General features: G+C 63.3%; 17 protein-coding genes. 8 read left to right on the forward strand and 9 right to left on the reverse strand.

Going from position 1 to position 16885, the window contains the following annotated elements; all coding sequences use genetic code 11:
* Positions 1 to 204 precede the first annotated feature (204 nt).
* Positions 205 to 747, forward strand: coding sequence for a peptide-methionine (S)-S-oxide reductase MsrA (gene msrA, locus FQ705_RS30310; protein ID WP_144148095.1), 543 nt, complete (start codon positions 205 to 207; stop codon positions 745 to 747).
* A 52-nt stretch (positions 748 to 799) separates the two neighbouring features.
* Here msrA and FQ705_RS30315 read toward each other — a convergent pair whose 3' ends face one another.
* The 3 genes from FQ705_RS30315 to pdxH all read right to left on the reverse strand — a co-directional run bounded on the left by FQ705_RS30315 (position 800) and on the right by pdxH (position 4065).
* Positions 800 to 1996 (reverse strand): DUF72 domain-containing protein, encoded by a 1197-nt coding sequence (locus FQ705_RS30315; protein ID WP_144148097.1) that lies wholly within the window; start codon positions 1994 to 1996, stop codon positions 800 to 802.
* A gap of 71 nt (positions 1997 to 2067) precedes the next feature.
* Complete coding sequence (locus tag FQ705_RS30320) at positions 2068 to 3282, reverse strand: SAM-dependent methyltransferase (protein WP_144148099.1); 1215 nt, start codon at positions 3280 to 3282, stop codon at positions 2068 to 2070.
* A 141-nt stretch (positions 3283 to 3423) separates the two neighbouring features.
* Positions 3424 to 4065 carry a pyridoxamine 5'-phosphate oxidase gene (gene pdxH / locus FQ705_RS30325; RefSeq protein ID WP_144148101.1) on the reverse strand — a complete coding sequence of 214 codons (642 nt, stop codon included), beginning with the start codon at positions 4063 to 4065 and terminating at the stop codon, positions 3424 to 3426.
* A 228-nt stretch (positions 4066 to 4293) separates the two neighbouring features.
* Between pdxH and tcdA the strand changes: the two genes are divergently transcribed.
* Complete coding sequence (tcdA, locus tag FQ705_RS30330) at positions 4294 to 5139, forward strand: tRNA cyclic N6-threonylcarbamoyladenosine(37) synthase TcdA (RefSeq protein ID WP_144148103.1); 846 nt, start codon at positions 4294 to 4296, stop codon at positions 5137 to 5139.
* Positions 5140 to 5191: 52 nt separating this feature from the next.
* Here the strand turns inward: tcdA and trxA are convergent, their stop codons facing one another.
* Both trxA and FQ705_RS30340 read right to left on the reverse strand, forming a co-directional pair.
* Entirely contained in the window at positions 5192 to 6040 is an 849-nt protein-coding gene (gene trxA / locus FQ705_RS30335) for a thioredoxin (RefSeq protein ID WP_144148105.1), read from the reverse strand.
* A gap of 128 nt (positions 6041 to 6168) precedes the next feature.
* Complete coding sequence (locus tag FQ705_RS30340) at positions 6169 to 7044, reverse strand: pirin family protein (RefSeq protein ID WP_144148107.1); 876 nt, start codon at positions 7042 to 7044, stop codon at positions 6169 to 6171.
* A 180-nt stretch (positions 7045 to 7224) separates the two neighbouring features.
* On the opposite strand from FQ705_RS30340, the gene FQ705_RS30345 reads away from it, so the two are divergent.
* Positions 7225 to 8115, forward strand: coding sequence for an EamA family transporter (locus FQ705_RS30345; RefSeq protein ID WP_144148109.1), 891 nt, complete (start codon positions 7225 to 7227; stop codon positions 8113 to 8115).
* An 86-nt stretch (positions 8116 to 8201) separates the two neighbouring features.
* On the opposite strand, the gene FQ705_RS30350 is transcribed toward FQ705_RS30345, so the two are convergent.
* Together FQ705_RS30350 and tsaE are read right to left on the reverse strand one after the other, a co-directional pair.
* Entirely contained in the window at positions 8202 to 9791 is a 1590-nt protein-coding gene (locus FQ705_RS30350) for an N-acetylmuramoyl-L-alanine amidase (RefSeq protein ID WP_144148111.1), read from the reverse strand.
* Positions 9773 to 10333, reverse strand: coding sequence for a tRNA (adenosine(37)-N6)-threonylcarbamoyltransferase complex ATPase subunit type 1 TsaE (gene tsaE, locus FQ705_RS30355; protein ID WP_144148113.1), 561 nt, complete (start codon positions 10331 to 10333; stop codon positions 9773 to 9775). The genes FQ705_RS30350 and tsaE overlap by 19 nt, the downstream gene beginning before the upstream one ends.
* Positions 10334 to 10350: 17 nt before the next feature.
* Between tsaE and queG the strand changes: the two genes are divergently transcribed.
* The 3 genes from queG to xerD all read left to right on the forward strand — a co-directional run bounded on the left by queG (position 10351) and on the right by xerD (position 13084).
* On the forward strand, positions 10351 to 11589 hold the full coding sequence (gene queG, locus FQ705_RS30360; RefSeq protein WP_144148115.1) for a tRNA epoxyqueuosine(34) reductase QueG: 1239 nt from the start codon (positions 10351 to 10353) through the stop codon (positions 11587 to 11589).
* Between the two features lie 89 nt (positions 11590 to 11678).
* A complete protein-coding gene (locus FQ705_RS30365; protein WP_144148117.1) occupies positions 11679 to 12149 on the forward strand; it encodes a methylated-DNA--[protein]-cysteine S-methyltransferase in 471 nt (156 codons plus the stop codon).
* Positions 12146 to 13084, forward strand: coding sequence for a site-specific tyrosine recombinase XerD (gene xerD, locus FQ705_RS30370; RefSeq protein WP_144148119.1), 939 nt, complete (start codon positions 12146 to 12148; stop codon positions 13082 to 13084). The genes FQ705_RS30365 and xerD overlap by 4 nt, the downstream gene beginning before the upstream one ends.
* 24 nt (positions 13085 to 13108) lie before the next feature.
* Here xerD and FQ705_RS30375 read toward each other — a convergent pair whose 3' ends face one another.
* Positions 13109 to 14671, reverse strand: coding sequence for a class I adenylate-forming enzyme family protein (locus FQ705_RS30375; protein ID WP_144148121.1), 1563 nt, complete (start codon positions 14669 to 14671; stop codon positions 13109 to 13111).
* 136 nt (positions 14672 to 14807) lie between these two features.
* On the opposite strand from FQ705_RS30375, the gene ybaK reads away from it, so the two are divergent.
* Both ybaK and plsY read left to right on the forward strand, forming a co-directional pair.
* Entirely contained in the window at positions 14808 to 15299 is a 492-nt protein-coding gene (ybaK, locus tag FQ705_RS30380; RefSeq protein ID WP_144148123.1) for a Cys-tRNA(Pro) deacylase, read from the forward strand.
* A 126-nt stretch (positions 15300 to 15425) separates the two neighbouring features.
* A complete protein-coding gene (gene plsY / locus FQ705_RS30385) occupies positions 15426 to 16070 on the forward strand; it encodes a glycerol-3-phosphate 1-O-acyltransferase PlsY (RefSeq protein WP_144148125.1) in 645 nt (214 codons plus the stop codon).
* A gap of 155 nt (positions 16071 to 16225) precedes the next feature.
* Here the strand turns inward: plsY and FQ705_RS30390 are convergent, their stop codons facing one another.
* Positions 16226 to 16711 carry a YajQ family cyclic di-GMP-binding protein gene (locus tag FQ705_RS30390; protein ID WP_144148127.1) on the reverse strand — a complete coding sequence of 162 codons (486 nt, stop codon included), beginning with the start codon at positions 16709 to 16711 and terminating at the stop codon, positions 16226 to 16228.
* Between the last annotated feature and the right edge of the window lie 174 nt (positions 16712 to 16885).

The raw sequence follows: 16885 nt of genomic DNA on the forward strand, positions 1-16885 counted from the left end.
CGTGCGCGTGGCTGGAAACAAATGATTCGAAAGTCATAGTGAAAATCGTCGATTAGCCCCAATTTTAACTGCAATCGCGGCGCATGGCCGTGACCTCTGCCAGTCGGAAGGAAACCGCCGGGTTGGAGTGTCCGGCGATGGCATGAGCGTTGCGAGGAATCGAAGCCGGCATCGGCCGACTTTCAGTCTCAAGGAGCGAGCAGCATGAGTCAGACAGGCGAAGTCGCCACCCTCGGTGGCGGGTGTTTCTGGTGCCTCGAAGCGGTGTATCTGGGCGTCGACGGCGTGAACTCAGTGGAGTCGGGCTATGCGGGCGGCCAGACACAGCGTCCGACCTACGAGCAGGTGTGCGACGGCGAGACCGGCCACGCCGAAGTCGTGAACGTCGACTTCGATCCGGCGAAGATCAGCTATCGCGAGATTCTCGATATTTTCTTCGCGATCCACGATCCGACGCAGTTGAACCGGCAAGGCAACGATGTCGGCACGCAGTATAGATCGGTGATTTTCACGCATTCCGAAGCGCAGCGAGAAACCGCGCTGCTGGCTATCCGCGACGTAGGCAACGGCGTTTACGACAGCCAGATCGTCACGCAGGTGCTACCGCTCGACGGTAACTATTGGCCGGCCGAGGCCTACCACCAGAACTATTTTGCGCAGCATCCGAATCAGGGCTACTGCTCGGTCGTGGTGGCGCCGAAGGTCGCGAAGTTTCGTCAGAAGTTTGCGCATCGGATCAAGGCGTGACGAGATGCCGGGCGCGGCGGGGGCGTTGAGCTGGATTGCTCTCGACGTCTGACTACAGTGGCGCTTCGCCAGCGTGGCCGTCCTCGCCGGTCCCGTGTTCATGCTCTTGCTCATGAGCGAGGCGTGCATACGCTTCGATGATCGCCCGCGCCAGTTCCACACAGCTTAATGGCGCCGATCCTTCCGCCTTGTTGTTGATCGCGATCACCACGGGCTGGCCGGCCAGCGCATATCGCGCAGCCAGCTCGGCTAGCGAAGCGCGGGTTGGCGGGTCCTGGTCCACGAGCTGATTGAACGGCTCGTATTTCGCCTTCGCCTGTTCGTATTTGAAGCCGCCGTGCAAACTCCAGCGCACGATCAGCGGACCGGCCGGCTCGCCGTCGAGCAGCGCGAGCGCCGCCGCCTGGCGCAGCGGGTCGGGCATGCGCGCGTGAATTCCCACGCAATAACGCACGCCCGCCGTCTTCAGCGTGCGAATGAAGCGCGGCGTGAGCAGACTGCCGTCGCGGATCTCAATGGCGTAGCAGGGGCCTTCTGGCAACTCGGGTAGCGCCGCGAAAAATTCCGCCAGCCGTTCGATGAACGCCGCCGGCTGCGCGAGCATCTGGTCCGGCAGCGGCGAAATCTGGAACACCAGCGCGCCGGCCTTCGTGCCGAGTCCTTCGAGGCAAGGCGTGACGAAATCGTCGATCGCCATTTGCGCGTTCAGAAAACACGGGTTCAGCGAAACCGGCTCGCCGCGTTCGGCGCGCACGGTGGCGTCGGTGATCGTCATCGGCGCTTTGACGATGAAGCGGAAGTGCTCCGGCACCTGCTGCGCGTAGCGCAGGTAGTCGGTGATCGTAAGCGCCTGATAAAACGAGCGGTCGATGCTAACCGTCTTCAGCAAGGGATGCGCGCCGTAGGCCGTGAGACCTTCGCGCGAGAGTTTGCTGTTGCTGTATTCGTCGCCGTAGACGATGCCGTTCCAGCCGGGAAACGACCATGTCGACGTGCCGAGGTGGATCTGCGGCGGCAGTTCGGCGGCGAGCGCCAGCAGTTCAGGTGAGGGTGGCGCGGCGAGAATGTCGCGGCTGCGGCGTTTTCTGGGCGCTTCGGTGTCGGCGGGAGGAGCCGCTGCTACCGCCTTTTCCGCCGTTGTCACCGCGGCCATCGGCATCCCGAACAGATCGAACTGCACGGCTTCGCCTTCAGCGCCGACCTCGCCGCTCACCGGCTGTTCAACTTCACTCGTCCCGCTCTGGTCCATCGGTGTTCGGCCTGCTGTTCAAAGGTTGCGCCGCGTTCGTCCGCTCGTGCACGGCGCTGCGGCGCAACGTATCACAGCGGTTTGTCGTACATATAGCGGCGCGACCACGGCAGGGTTTTCGCGCTGCGACCGGCTTTGCGGCACACCACCTGGTAGATCGAGACGTCGTCCGTTTCGAACGCATACGCACAACCGGCGAGGTACACGCGCCAGATGCGGAATTTTTCGTCGTCGACCAGCTTGCGGGCTTCGTCCGCGCGGGCCTCGAAATTTTCCGCCCACAGATCCAACGTGTGCGCATAGTGACGGCGCAGGCTTTCGACGTCAACCGCTTCGAGCCCGCCACGCTGCATCGCTTCGAGCGCGAGGCCGATGTGCGGCAGCTCGCCGTCCGGGAACACATAGCGGTCGATGAACTCGCCGCCGCCCAATGCGGTTTCGCCGCTGTCCGAGTCGCTCGACGTAATGCCGTGGTTCATCGCGACGCCGTCGTCCACCAGCAGATCGTGGATTTTTTCGAAATAGCCCGGCAGATTCTTGCGGCCCACGTGTTCGAACATGCCGACACTCGTGATGCGATCGAATTGCCCTTGCACGTCGCGGTAATCCTGCAGACGAATCTCGATCTGGCCTTCGAGGCCGGCCGCTTTCACCCGCGCGGTGGCGAGATCGAACTGGTTCTGCGAGAGCGTCACGCCCACGCACTTCGCGCCGAATTTCTGCGCCGCGCGCAGCACGAGCGCACCCCAGCCGCAACCGATGTCGAGCAGGCGCTGGCCGGGCTGCAACTGGATCTTCGTGAGGATGTGGTCGATCTTCTTGATCTGCGCGGTGGCGAGATCTTCGTCGCCGTTCTCGAAGTAGGCGCACGAGTACACCATGTTCTCGTCGAGCCAGAGCTTGTAGAACTCGTTCGAGACATCGTAGTGATACTGGATCGCCTTCTTGTCCGACGCCTTCGAATGATTGAAGTAGCGTCGCACGCGCGCCAGCTTGCTCGCGCTCGTGACCGTGTTGCGCGCCAGCTGGTAGCCGATATTGATGATGTCCGACAGCTTGCCCTCGATGTCGATCTTGCCCTTCACGTAGGCCTCGCCGAGATTGTCGAGGCTCGGTTCGAGCAGATAGGGCAGCGCCGTGGCGCTTTTGACATGGAGCGTGACCTGAGGCGCGGCGAACTGCCCGAAGTCATGTTGCTGACCGTCCCACAGCACGAGCCGTGCGGGCAAGTCAGCCTTGGTCTTTACCTCTTCCACCCACTGCGCCAGCTTCTTCTCCCAGAACATGTGATCTCTCCGTGTCCGTTGAATTAGAGCAAAGCTTGTGTGGATCGCGGCCCGGCGCGGCGCAACTCCTATGCCGCGAGACGCGATCCAGCCGTCGCGCGCCGCTGCATTGGCAACGCGCTGGCGGCGTTGTATTGCGGTTCAAGGCGACAGACGGGAGATTTGCCAGTCGCTGTTTTCGCTTGAACGCGTGTAGAGCAGACGGTCGTGCAGACGCGACGGCCGGCCCTGCCAGAATTCGATTGCTTCAGGTACCAAACGATAGCCGCCCCAGTGCGGGGGACGCGGTGGTTGGTCGCCGTATTGCAGGCTGATTTCGCGTTCGCGTGTTTCGAGCTGCGAGCGGCTTTCAATTGGCTGACTTTGATTGGATGCCCAGGCGCCGATGCGCGAGCCGAGCGGCCGCGAGGCGAAGTAGGCATCGCTTTCTTCGGCACTCGTTTTGACGATGCGCCCCTCGACGCGCACCTGGCGCTCGAGTTCGATCCAGTAAAACAGCAGGCTGGCGTAAGGATTAGCGCCCAGTTCACGGCCTTTGCGGCTTTCGTAATTGGTGAAGAACACAAAGCCGCGCTCGTCGACGCCTTTGATCAGGACGATGCGCGCCGACGGCCGGCCGCGCGTGTCGACCGTGGCCAGCGTCATGGTATTCGGCTCGGGCAGCTGGGCGTCGACCGCCTGTTGAAACCACGCTTCGAACTGACGAAACGGGTCACGGTCGACATCGGCCATGTCCAGAGAACCCAGCGAATAGTTTTTTCGAAGTTCGGCGAGTGCAGTCATGTTCTTATGCGAGCGCTACAGTCCGGCCAGTATAGCTAAGGCATGAATTTTTTGCCTGCAGCAAGGTCAAGGCCAGGCGCCGTTCGGGGCGCTTGTTGTCGAATTCGGACCGGCTGCCCGGCAACCTTTGTGGCGATGTGGATTAACGCGTTCAGGCAAAATACGGGCAACGCATCCTCCGCGCGCTGCAATTTTCTGTTCCGCCTGTTTTCAACGAGCCCTGCCATCATGTCCAGCACCACCGCGCAATCCGATCTTACTACCAGCCTCGATGGGAGTGATACCGCCGATCGCGCGCGGCGCTTCGGCGGAGTCGCCCGGCTGTATGGCGCGCCTGCGCTGGCTGCATTCGAAGGCGCGCATGTCGCGGTGATCGGTATCGGCGGGGTGGGCTCGTGGGTGGCCGAGGCGCTTGCGCGCAGCGCGGTCGGCACGCTCACGCTGATCGATCTCGACAACGTCGCCGAGAGCAATACGAACCGGCAGATTCACGCGCTCGACGGCAACTATGGCAAGCCGAAGGTCGAAGCGATGGCCGAGCGCATCGCCGCGATCAATCCGTATTGCGACGTGCGGCTGATCGAAGACTTCGTCGAGCCGGACAATTTCGCGGTGACGCTCGGCGGCGGCTTCGATTATGTGATCGATGCGATCGACAGCGTGCGCACCAAGACCGCGTTGATCGCGTGGTGCGTGGCAAAGAAACAGCCCTTGATCACGGTGGGCGGCGCGGGAGGTCAGCTCGACCCGACGCGTATTCGCATCGACGATCTCGCGCTGACGATTCAGGACCCGTTGCTGTCGAAGGTGCGCGGGCAGTTGCGCAAATTGCACGGCTTTCCGCGTGGTCCGAAAGCCAGATTCAAGGTAAGCGCGGTGTATTCCGACGAGCCGCTGATTTACCCGGAAGCCGCTGCACAGGACATCGACGCAGCAGGTGAAGACGTCACGTCGCCGTCGGCGCCCGCGGGGCCGGTCGGTTTGAACTGCGCGGGGTTTGGTTCGAGCGTGTGCGTGACGGCAAGCTTTGGCTTTGCCGCAGCCGCGCATGTGCTGCGGGCGCTGGCGAAGTAATCGGGCAGTGTGGCCGCCGCGCACGCAGCGGCCACACCTCACGAGACGCGGTTTAGAACAGCGACGCGCTCAACTTACGCCGCCATTGCGACACCAGTTCCGGCTGATGGGCGGCGAGATCGAACACCGACAACATCGTCTTGCGGCCGATATCCTCGCGGAAGCTGCGATCGCGTTGCACGATCGTGAGCAGTTGCTCCAGCGCGCCCTCGTATTTGCGGCGAGCAATGAACGCGCTGGCCAGATCGAAACGCGCTTCGAGGTCTTCCGGATTCGCGGCAACCCTGGCTTCGAGCGCGTCCGTAGGCGGTAGATCCGCAGCCGCATCCACGGCGTCGAGCCGTGTCTTGATCGCGTTGAAGCGGGCGTCGATCCCTTGCGTGGTTTTCGGCGACAACAAATCGACTTCGTTGCGGGCTTCGTCGATACGATTGTCTTCGAGCAGCATCTCGATGCGGTCCATCCGGGCTTCGTCGAAGCCCGGGTCGTAGGCGAGAGCGGCCTGCAGCGCGTCGTACGCGTCGTCGCGTCGGCCCTCGGCCAGCGCGGTGTGCGCTTCGAGACGCGCGGCGTCGGCACCTTGCGGCACGAGTCGCTCGATGAACTCGCGCAACTGACCTTCAGGCAGCACGCCGATGAACTGGTCGACCGGCCGGCCGTCGGCAAAAGCGATGACGTGCGGAATGCTGCGCACCTGGAAGTGCCCGGCGAGCTCCTGATTCTCGTCTACGTTCACCTTCACCAGCTTCCATTTGCCGGCGGCTTCGGCTTCGAGCTTTTCCAGCATCGGACCGAGCGTCTTGCATGGGCCGCACCAGGGCGCCCAGAAATCGACCAGCACGGGGGCCAGTGTCGACGCCGCGATGACGTCCTGTTCGAAAGTGGCCAGAGTGGTGTCCATTGCGTCCTCGTCGATAAAAACGGTTTGCCGACTATATGGGGCCGAAGAGCAGCGATTCAATGCGGCTCAAGCGCACGTGCGGCGCGCCGCGGGTTCTCGTGCTTCCGTGCCTTCCTGATTCTTCGAGCTTATTTCCTTTGCGGCAGCGGAATCCATTCGGATTCGCCCGGTACTTTGCCCATTTCCTGGTGGGTCCAGGCAAGCTTGGCGGCTTCGATCTTCTCGCGCGAACTGGCGACGAAATTCCACTCGATAAAGCGCTCGCCGTCCAGCTTCTCGCCGCCGAGCAACATCGCGCGCGCGCCGTTGGTGCTCGCGAGCGTTACCGTTTCGTCGAGTGCCAGCACGGCCATCTGTCCGACTTCGAGCGGTGTGCCGTCGATTTCCAGATCGCCGTCCACCAGATACACGCCGCGCTCCTCGTGTTCCGGTTCGAGCGCGAAGGCGCCGCCGGGCGCGAATTCCGCAGCCACATACAGCGTGCCCGAGAAGGTCACGACCGGCGAGGTTTCGCCGAAGGCCGTGCCCGCGATCACGCGCAGCGTCACGCCATTGCGCTCCACGACCGGCAGCGTTTGCGCCGCGTGATGGGCGAACGACGGTTCGATGTCTTCGTCGTCGAGCGGCAGTGCGACCCAGGTTTGAATGCCGTGCATGGTCAGCCCGCTCGCGCGGTCTTCGTCGGGCGTGCGTTCCGAGTGGACGATGCCGCGCCCCGCGGTCATCCAGTTGACGTCGCCGGGGACGATTTTCTGCGCCGAACCGATGCTGTCGCGATGCATCACCGAGCCTTCGAACAGGTAGGTCACCGTGGCAAGGCCGATATGCGGATGGGGGCGCACATCGAGGCCGATGCCCGGTTCCAGCGTGGCAGGGCCCATGTGATCGAAGAAGATGAACGGTCCGATCAGGCGCGCGGCCATGGCGGGCAGCACGCGTCGCACCGTCAGACTGCCGACGTCGCGCAAATGCGGTTTGAGGACTGCTTTGATCGAAGAAGACATGGGACGGCTCGACTGGAATAGTGGGTAGGGATTTGGCTGAATGGACGATTCTACTGCGGAGGGCGTGATGGCGACGGCTCGGCGTCCGCCCGCACGCCAGGATTGCGTAGCGCGTACGCGCCGCTTGCCGTACGGCCCTCCGTTAAACTGCCGGCTTGAATAATCAATCGGAGACACGGGATGTCCCCCAAGGATTTGCTGCTCGCGCTGATTGTGGTCCTGGCTTGGGGCGTCAATTTCGTCGTGATCAAAGTGGGTTTGCATGGCGTGCCGCCCATGCTGCTCGGCGCGTTGCGCTTCGGGCTCGCCGCCGTGCCGGCGGTGTTTTTCGTCAAGCGGCCTGATTTGCCGTGGCGCTGGCTGCTCGCGTACGGCGCGACGATTTCATTCGGCCAGTTCGTGTTTCTGTTCTCGGCGATGTCGGTCGGCATGCCTGCGGGGCTCGCGTCGCTGGTGCTGCAGGCGCAGGCGTTTTTCACGCTGATCCTGGCGGCCGCGTTTTTGCACGAGCGGTTTCGCTTGCCGAATGTCGTGGGCCTGCTGATCGCCGCATGCGGTCTCGCGGTGATCGGCCTGCAAGGCGGTCACGCGATGACGCTTGCCGGTTTCGTCCTCACGTTGTGCGCGGCGTGTTCATGGGCGCTGGGCAATATCGTTACGAAGAAGATCGGCAAGGTGGGTAAGGTCGATCTGGTTGGACTGGTGGTGTGGGGCAGTCTGATTCCGCCGCTGCCGTTTCTGGCGTTGTCGTTTGCGTTCGAGGGGCCGCAGCGGATCGTCGCAGCACTCGCCGGCATCAGTGTGACGTCGATTCTTGCGATCGTGTATCTGGCCTTTATCGCGACGTTGATCGGCTACGGGCTGTGGAGTCGTCTGCTGTCGCGCTATCCCGCGAGCCAGGTCGCGCCCTTTTCGTTGCTGGTGCCGATCATCGGGCTGGCGTCCGCATCGCTGTTTCTCGACGAACGTTTGTCCGGGGCGCAGGTCGTCGGTGCGTTGCTGGTGATGGCGGGTCTTGCCGTGAATGTGTTCGGCGGCTGGCTCGTGCAGCGCTTGTCACCGGCGCGCTAGGTGATGGGCGCCGGGCGCTGAACCGGGATAAAAAACGGCCGCGTCGAGCGGCCGTTCCCGTTTGCGTCGCGTGACACGTCCACGCGTCACGTCATGCGGTTTTTTGCCAACGGCGGGTTTGCCGCGAAATAGCGTTTGATGCCGTTCATGATCGCGTCGGCCATCTTGTCGCGATAGGCGTCGTCGTTCAGGTGGCGCTCTTCGTCCGGGTTGCTGATGAAGGCGGTCTCCACCAGGATCGACGGAATGTCCGGCGCCTTCAGCACGGCAAACCCGGCCTGTTCGACCGAGCCCTTGTGCAGCTTGTTGATGCCGCCGATTTCCTTCAGCACGAAATTGCCGTAGCGCATCGAATCGCGAATCTGCGCGGTGGTCGACATATCGAACAGCGCACGGTTGACCGTGGCATCGGCGGATTTGATGTTGATGCCGCCGATCTGATCCGACGAGTTTTCCTTGTTCGCCATCCAGCGCGCCGCGGCGCTGGTCGCGCCGTGCTCGGACAGTGCGAACACCGACGAGCCCTTGGCGTCGGGCGTGGTGAAGGCGTCCGCGTGGATCGATACGAACAGGTCCGCGCCGACGCGCCGCGCCTTCTGCACGCGCACGTTCAGCGGCACGAAGAAGTCGGCGTCGCGCGTCATCATGGCGCGCATGTTCGGCTGCGCGTCGATCTTCACGCGCAGCTTCTTGGCGATGTCGAGTGCGACGTGCTTCTCGTACGTGCCCGAGGCGCCAATCGCGCCAGGGTCTTCGCCGCCGTGACCCGGATCGATCGCGACAGTCAGCAGGCGCACCGTGTTGCTCTTGCCGGACTTGGGCGTGCTGAACGCGTAGGTGTCGTCGCCGTCGTCGTCGCCACCGAGATTGCTGCCGCTGGTGCCGGGACTGCCGCCCTTGTTGCGTGCGATCGCGGTGGGCGGCGCCACGGGCGTAGGCGGTGTGGTCTGCCTGCCGATGACCGGCGGGGCCGGCGTAGGTGCGACATGCACTGGCGGGCGTGGCACTCCGCTCGACGAACCGCCGCCACCGCCGCCGTTCTGCGCATAGCGCTCGAAGAACGCCTCGCTATTGTCGGCGCTCGGCGGCGTGGTGCCGGGGCCGCTCAAAGTGGCCGGCGGCGCGTTGTTCTCGTTGAGCGTCTGCTGCTTGTGCTCGGTCTGCGCGAGCAGGTCCATCAGCGGATCGGGCGCGACGGCCGGATACAGATCGAACACCAGCCGGTACTTGTACGCGCCGACCGGCGGCAGCGTGAACACCTGGGGCTTCACCGAGCCCTTCAGGTCGAACACCATCCGCACCACGTGCGGCTGATACTGCCCGACCCGCACCGACGAAATCTGCGGATCGTTCGGCGTGATCTTCGAGACCAGATCCTTGAGCGCCTGATCGAGATCGAGGCCGCTCAGGTCGACCACCAACCGGTCCGGTCCCTGCAACAGTTGCTGGGCGTTTTGCAGCGGCTGATCGGATTCGATCGTGACTCGCGTGTAGTCGCGTGCCGGCCAGACCCGCACGCCGAGCACCGAGCTGGCCCACGCGAGACGCGGCGCGACCAGCCCGAGCACCAGCGTGGACGCGCCTGCGCGCAGAATCTGCCGACGCCGCCAGTTGTGCGTGGCGGTAGCCGCCGATTCGATCGAGCGGAACGGTTTGATCAACATCTTTCGAGACATGCCTTTCCTGATTCGCTGTATGCCCGTGCGACGAGTACGCGGCCGTCGCCCTCGTGGTCCAGGTCGAGCGAGAAGACGAGATCCGGCACGCCTAGCAGACGCCCCGCGCGTTGCGGCCATTCGACGAGGCAGACGGCGCCGCTGTCGAAGTACTCGCGAAAGCCTGCATCGGCCCATTCGGCCGGATCGGTGAATCTGTACAGATCGAAGTGATAGAGCGCGAGTTCCCCGGCGGGGCGTTCGAGCACGTACGGTTCGACCAGTGTGTAAGTGGGACTGCGTACGCGGCCAGCGTGGCCGAGGCCGCGCAGGGTGGCGCGCACGAGGGTGGTTTTGCCGGCGCCGAGATCGCCGACGAGTTGAACCTGCAGTCCGTGAAACGCATTGCCGTCGGCGCCCAGTGCCGTTTCGCGCACGCTTTCGATCGCTTGCGCGAAGCGCTCGCCGAACGCGTGAGTGGCGGCCTCGTCCGCGAGCGCGAAAGTGCGTTCGAGCAGGAGATTGGCGGGCGGAGGAATTGCGTGATCGGGATTGACAGGCATTCTCGTAAAATGGCGTGATGAACCGAAGTCCGGAGTCCCCTGTTTCCAGCACGCCTGCGTCCAACGACGCACCGCGTGCCGAGCGTGCTTTCGATGAAGCGGCGCTGAAAGCGCTCGCGCTGAACATTAAAACGTGGGGCCGTGAACTGGGTTTCGGGGCGATCGGTATCAGCGACACCGATCTCTCCGCTGCCGAAGCGCCGCTTGCAGCCTGGCTGGAAGCGGGGTGCCACGGCGAGATGGATTATATGGCGAAACACGGCATGAAACGCGCGCGGCCCGCCGAGCTTGTGGCCGGCACGCGACGTGTGATTACGGCGCGCATCGCCTATTTGCCCGCGGAAACACTGCACGCAAAGGCCGACGCAAGCGCTCGCCACGAAGGCCCGCTCACGCAGGACTGGCGCGCAGCCGAGCGTGAGCGGCTCACCGATCCCGTGGCGGCGGTCGTGTCGATCTATGCGCGCGGTCGCGATTATCACAAGGTGATGCGTAATCGTTTGCAACATCTCGCCGAGAAAATCGAGGCGGAAATCGGCGCGTTCGGCTACCGCGTATTTACCGATTCGGCGCCGGTACTGGAAGTAGAACTTGCGCAGAAGGCGGGCATCGGCTGGCGCGGCAAGCATACGTTGCTGCTGCAGCGCGATGCCGGCTCGCTGTTTTTTCTCGGTGAAATCTACGTCGATGTACCGCTGCCGACCGATGCCGAAATCACGCCCGACACCGCGCCGGAAACGCCCGGTGCGAATTGCGGCAGCTGCACGCGCTGCATCGGCGCCTGTCCGACCGGCGCGATCGTGGCACCGTATAAGGTCGACGCGCGTCTGTGCATTTCGTATCTCACCATCGAACTGAAAGGCAGTATTCCCCTGGCAATGCGGCCGCTGATCGGCAATCGTGTGTATGGCTGCGACGATTGTCAGTTGGCGTGTCCATGGAACAAGTTTGCACAGGCCGCGCCGGTCGCCGATTTCGATGTACGGCATGGGCTCGATCGCGCGTCGCTCGTGGAACTGTTTGCGTGGAGCGCGGCGGAGTTCGATACGCGCATGCAGGGCAGTGCGATTCGACGGATCGGCTACGAAAGCTGGCTGCGCAATCTCGCGGTGGGAATGGGTAACGCGCTGCGCGCGGCTTCGACGAGCCTGAGTGCGCAAGCGCGTGAGGACATCGTGCACGCATTGAGGTTGCGGGCGGACGACGCGTCGGCGGTCGTGCGCGAGCATGTGGAATGGGCGTTGGAAGCGGCGTAAAGTAGCGGCAATTCGCGGGCTTAAGGGCTTAAGGGCTGGAGGCTGAAGCGCTGAAGCCGGGCCGCCGTGACAGTCAGGAGCAGGCAAGCATGTTCAACGCAGTGATCGATGCGCCGTTCGGCAAAGTCGGCATACGTCTCGAAGGCGAGGCGGTGCGTGAGATCGTCTATCTGCCGGAGTCGATTGCGAACATCGCGCCGGATACGCCGTTGGCCAAACAGGCTGCGGAGCAGATCGGGCGATATTTCGAGCAAGCGTCGGCGCGGTTCGAATTGCCGCTGGCTGAAGTCGGCACCGCATTTCAGCGACGCGTCTGGCAGGCCATCAGCGACATCCCGCCGGGCATCGTGCTGACTTACGGCCAATTGGCGAAGCAGATCGGCAGCGTGCCGCGCGCGGTTGGCCAGGCTTGCGGCTCGAATTATTTTCCGATCGTGATTCCGTGTCACCGGGTGGTCGGCTCGGGCGACATCGGCGGCTTCGCGCATCATGCCGGCGACGGTTTCTTTCGCAACGTCAAGCGCTGGCTTCTCAAGCATGAAGGCATTCCCTACGCATGAGCGATACCCTGGCTGACGGCGCGAGCGTCGTCGCATCTCCTCTTTTTCTCGCAAGCTCGGCCTCGATCGACGCGTTCTGCGACGCGCTCTGGCTTGAGCACGGCCTGTCGCGCAACACGCTCGACGCGTACCGCCGCGACTTGCGGTTGTTCTGCGAATGGCTCGCACACAGCCGTAACAGTTCACTCGATACCGCGAGCGAAGTCGATCTGAACGCCTATAGCGCGGCGCGTCAGAAAGACAAATCGACCTCGGCGAACCGGCGGCTTTCGGTGTTTCGCCGCTATTACGCGTGGGCGGTGCGTGAGCATCGAGCGCAGGTCGATCCGACGCTACGTATCCGTTCGGCCAAACAGCCACCACGGTTTCCCTCGACGCTCAGCGAAGCGCAAGTCGAAGCACTGCTCGGCGCGCCCGATATCGCCACGCCGCTAGGTTTGCGCGACCGCACGATGCTCGAGTTGATGTACGCCAGCGGCTTACGCGTGACGGAACTCGTCACGCTGAAGACGGTGGAGGTGGGCCTGAACGAAGGCGTGGTGCGCGTAATGGGCAAAGGCTCGAAAGAGCGTCTGATTCCATTCGGCGAAGAGGCGCATGGCTGGATCGAACGCTATTTGCGCGAAGCGCGCCCGGCGTTGCTTGGCGCTCGCGCAACCGACGCGCTGTTCGTAACCAGCCGCGCGGAGGGTATGACGCGCCAGCAGTTCTGGAACATCATCAAACGTCACGCGCAGGCTGCGGAAGTGCACGCGCCGTTGTCGCCGCACACGTTGCGGCACGCGTTCGCGACGCATCTGCTGAATCACGGCGCCGATCTGCGCGTCGTGCAACTGCTGCTCGGTCACACCGATATCTCGACCACGCAGATTTATACGCACGTGGCCCGCGAGCGCCTGAAGTCGCTGCATGCGCAGCATCATCCGCGAGGGTGATGCGCGCATTTTGTTGCGCCCGTTCTACATCAACTCGCGTAGCCGGTGCTTGAGGATCTTGCCGGTGGATGCAGCGGGCAGGGCGGCTAAAATTTTCACTTCGGCGGGCCGCTTGTACGGCGCAAGACGCTCGCCACACCACCCGATCAACTCGGCGGGCGTCACCGTGGCGCCCGCCGTCAATTCGACGAACGCGACGACTTCTTCGTTGCCTTCAACCGCGCGACCGATCACCGCCGACTGTACGACTTGTGGATGCGCGTTCAACACATGCTCAACCTCGGCCGGGTACACATTGAAGCCCGAGCGAATGATCAGTTCCTTGCTGCGCCCGACGATATGCAAGGCGCCATCCGCATCCTGTCGCGCGAGGTCGCCGGTTTTGAGCCAGCCGTCGTCGGTGACTGCCGCGCGCGTTTGCTCGGGACTGCGGTAGTAGCCGAGCATCACATTCGGGCCGCGCACCCACAATTCGCCGATCTCGCCGGGCGCTGCATCGACGCCGTCCAGTCCGACGAAACGCACCTCGACACCCGGAATCACTTCGCCGACCGAGCAGTCACTGCGCGGCGCGTCGAGCATGGTGTGCGAGACGGTCGGGCTGCTTTCGGTCATGCCGTAGCCGTTGTGCAGCGCGAGGCCGTAAATGGCTTCGACGTGGGCCTTCAACGCGGCGTCGAGCGGCGAGCCGCCCGAATACGCGAAGCGCAGATGTGGCGCAGACCACGCGTGGCCGTGCGTCTGCAGATGTTCCAGCAGTTTGGCGTGCATGGCCGGCACGCCCTGAAAAATCGACACGCGCTCGTCGGCAAGGGCGCGGCGCACGGCTTCCGGTGCGAAGCGCGGCGCGAGTCGCAGCGTGGCGCCCGCATGCAGGCTGCCGAGGCAAACGGACGCGAAGCCGTACACGTGCGAGATGGGCAGGACGGCGTACACGACGTCGTCCGGACCGACCTTGCGTAAGCGACTCGAGACCGCGGCGATGAAGAGCAGATTGCGATGCGACAGCATCACGCCCTTCGGTGCGCCGGTAGTGCCGGTGGTGTAGATCAGCGCGGCGCACTGGCGCTCGTTGGCGGCTTCGATCGGCTCCGGCTTCGCAGTGTCGTCCACCGTGTACGACCACGCGCCGATATCCGGTGTGAACGACGGGGCGGTCTTCGCCTGGTGCCGCTGTGCATGCTGTTGAGCGTCGACGGAGCTTTCCACCGCGTAGGCGACCACGCGCGGTTGCGCGTGCGCGCGGATCGAATCGAGTTCGCCCGCGGACAGACGCGCGTTCGACACCAGCGCCCACGCGTCGAGCTTCGCCGTGGCGAACAGCAGCACGATCTGCGCGACGCTGTTCTCCGCGACGATCATCACGCGATCGCCGCCGCGCACGCCCCATTCGCGCAGCAGTTCGGCGGCGGCATCGACGGCTTGCAGCAACTGCGCGCTATTCAGGCGGCGCGCATCTTCGATCAATGCGATGTGCCCGGGATCGCGCGCGGCAGCGAGCGCCGGAATTTCGGCGATGCGCGCGGGCAGTGCAGCCAGCAACGCGGGGATATCGATCGTAGAACGGATGGATGAATCGAGGCTCAACGCAGTCTCCTGTAACTCGGTGCCCGGCGTGCGATGCGCCGGCAGATTTGCGAACGATCGTGCCACAATCGCCGGACCCGCACAATTGGCCGTTCGGCAAATAGCCGTTGTGCAAACTCGCCATTACAATGCGCCGATGAGCAAATCCCGACACGTTTCCGAAACGCCCGCCACGCAGTTCCTGCGTCGGCATGGCGTGACTTTCGGTGAACATCCTTATGAGTATGTCGAACATGGCGGCACCGGTGAATCGGCGCGCCAGCTCGGCGTCGACGAACATCATGTCGTGAAGACGCTCGTGATGGAAGACGAACACGCCAAGCCCTTGATCGTCCTGATGCACGGCGACCGCACGGTCAGTACCAAGAATCTCGCGCGGCAGATCGGTGCGAAACGCGTCGAGCCTTGCAAGCCCGAGGTGGCGAACCGGCACTCGGGCTACCTGATCGGCGGCACGTCGCCGTTCGGCACGCGCAAGCCGATGCCGGTGTACGTCGAATCGACCATTCTCGAGATGGACAAGATCTGGCTGAACGGCGGACGGCGAGGTTTTCTGGTGAGTATCGAACCGAAGGTGCTGACCGATCTGCTGGCGGCGAAAGCGGTGCAGTGCGCGAGCGTCGATTGACGTTTGTCTGAATGTTTTCCGGGCAGGCGGGTTCGGTAGAATGTGCGCCGCTTCGTTTCGAGTTGCGCGCCCTGTTGCGGTTGGGGTATCGATTTTCAGACCGCCGATCCTTATAAGAGTCCCTTGATGCAAAACCTGATCGTTGCTGTCGTTGCCTACCTGATCGGTTCGGTGTCGTTTGCCGTGATCGTGAGCGCCGCGATGGGGCTGGACGACCCGCGCTCGTACGGCTCGGGCAACCCGGGTGCCACCAATGTGCTGCGTAGCGGCAGCAAAAAGGCCGCGATTCTCACGCTGATCGGCGACGCCTTGAAAGGCTGGCTGCCGGTGTGGTTCGTCGTGCATTTCGGCGCGCGGTTCGGGCTCGACGATACGTCGGTGGCGATTGCGTCGATCACCGTGTTTCTCGGCCACCTGTATCCGGTCTTTTTCCGCTTCAAGGGCGGCAAGGGCGTGGCAACCGCGGCAGGTGTGCTGCTCGCGATCAATCCGATTCTCGGCATTGCGACCTTGCTGACATGGCTGATCGTGGCGTTCTTCACGCGCTATTCGTCGCTGGCGGCATTGGCCGCGGCGGTGTTCGCGCCGCTGTTCGATGGTTTCCTGTTCGGACCGCACATCATCGCGCTGGCCATCGTGGCGATGAGTTCGCTGCTGGTGTGGCGCCATCGCGGCAATATCGCCAAGCTGATGCGCGGGCAGGAAAGCCGTATCGGCGATAAGAAGAAGGCGGATGCCGCTGCGAGTTCGGCGGCGGGGAACGATCTTTGACGGCTTGAAGCCCGGTTGCGCGCTTCGGGCTGTGATTGGCCGAGGTAGCGCTTGAGCAGATCGCGGATTTGCCGTTGCACGCGTGCAACCGGCCCGGCGGCTATCTCACGGCCAGTCGCCCGCGTGATGCAGGCACCCGTTCGGGTGCCTGATGCTTAATCGCGGAAATTGTTGAAGTCGAGCGGCGTGTCCGTCACGTCTTTGCGCAGCAGGGCGATCACGCTTTGCAGATCGTCGCGCTTGCCGCCGGTGATGCGCACCGCGTCGCCCTGAATGCTCGCCTGGACCTTGATCTTGCTGTCCTTCACGAGGCGCACGATCTTTTTCGACAGATCGCCGGACACACCCTTCTTGATCTTGATGACCTGCTTGACCTTGTCGCCGCCGATCTTCTCGGTCTTGCCGTAGTCGAGGAAACGCACGTCCACGTTGCGCTTGGCCATTTTCGAGAGCAGCACGTCGGTCACCTGGCCGAGCTTGAAGTCGTCGTCCGCGTAGGCGGTGATTTCGTTTTCCTTGTGTTCGACGCGCGCGTCCGACCCTTTGAAGTCGAAGCGGGTTGAGATTTCCTTATTGGACTGTTCGATCGCGTTCTTGACTTCGATCATGTTCGCTTCGCAGACGACGTCAAACGATGGCATTGCATTCTCCCAATAGTGCTGCGGTGCGCAAAGCGGCCGGTCGGCTGCTCGCGGGGCACTCGCTATAATCACGGACCGGACGTCATTTTACCGACGCCACTCCCTTTTGCCCAAGGCCACCGCGCATTGTCGCCCGGCCGGGGCCCGAAGCCGTTTTCACCGGCGCTTCCGTTC

It is taken from the genome of Paraburkholderia sp. BCC1884, from assembly GCF_900996225.1.
Taxonomy (GTDB): Bacteria; Pseudomonadota; Gammaproteobacteria; order Burkholderiales; family Burkholderiaceae; genus Paraburkholderia.

What these genes read in the sequence shown, in the direction of transcription:
- msrA (WP_144148095.1), top strand. Translation starts at nt 205, where the DNA reads ATGAGTCAGACAGGCGAAGTCGCCACCCTCGGTGGCGGGTGTTTCTGG.
- FQ705_RS30315 (WP_144148097.1), bottom strand. Translation starts at nt 1,996, where the DNA reads ATGGACCAGAGCGGGACGAGTGAAGTTGAACAGCCGGTGAGCGGCGAG.
- FQ705_RS30320 (WP_144148099.1), bottom strand. Translation starts at nt 3,282, where the DNA reads ATGTTCTGGGAGAAGAAGCTGGCGCAGTGGGTGGAAGAGGTAAAGACC.
- pdxH (WP_144148101.1), bottom strand. Translation starts at nt 4,065, where the DNA reads ATGACTGCACTCGCCGAACTTCGAAAAAACTATTCGCTGGGTTCTCTG.
- tcdA (WP_144148103.1), top strand. Translation starts at nt 4,294, where the DNA reads ATGTCCAGCACCACCGCGCAATCCGATCTTACTACCAGCCTCGATGGG.
- trxA (WP_144148105.1), bottom strand. Translation starts at nt 6,040, where the DNA reads ATGGACACCACTCTGGCCACTTTCGAACAGGACGTCATCGCGGCGTCG.
- FQ705_RS30340 (WP_144148107.1), bottom strand. Translation starts at nt 7,044, where the DNA reads ATGTCTTCTTCGATCAAAGCAGTCCTCAAACCGCATTTGCGCGACGTC.
- FQ705_RS30345 (WP_144148109.1), top strand. Translation starts at nt 7,225, where the DNA reads ATGTCCCCCAAGGATTTGCTGCTCGCGCTGATTGTGGTCCTGGCTTGG.
- FQ705_RS30350 (WP_144148111.1), bottom strand. Translation starts at nt 9,791, where the DNA reads ATGTCTCGAAAGATGTTGATCAAACCGTTCCGCTCGATCGAATCGGCG.
- tsaE (WP_144148113.1), bottom strand. Translation starts at nt 10,333, where the DNA reads ATGCCTGTCAATCCCGATCACGCAATTCCTCCGCCCGCCAATCTCCTG.
- queG (WP_144148115.1), top strand. Translation starts at nt 10,351, where the DNA reads ATGAACCGAAGTCCGGAGTCCCCTGTTTCCAGCACGCCTGCGTCCAAC.
- FQ705_RS30365 (WP_144148117.1), top strand. Translation starts at nt 11,679, where the DNA reads ATGTTCAACGCAGTGATCGATGCGCCGTTCGGCAAAGTCGGCATACGT.
- xerD (WP_144148119.1), top strand. Translation starts at nt 12,146, where the DNA reads ATGAGCGATACCCTGGCTGACGGCGCGAGCGTCGTCGCATCTCCTCTT.
- ybaK (WP_144148123.1), top strand. Translation starts at nt 14,808, where the DNA reads ATGAGCAAATCCCGACACGTTTCCGAAACGCCCGCCACGCAGTTCCTG.
- plsY (WP_144148125.1), top strand. Translation starts at nt 15,426, where the DNA reads ATGCAAAACCTGATCGTTGCTGTCGTTGCCTACCTGATCGGTTCGGTG.
- FQ705_RS30390 (WP_144148127.1), bottom strand. Translation starts at nt 16,711, where the DNA reads ATGCCATCGTTTGACGTCGTCTGCGAAGCGAACATGATCGAAGTCAAG.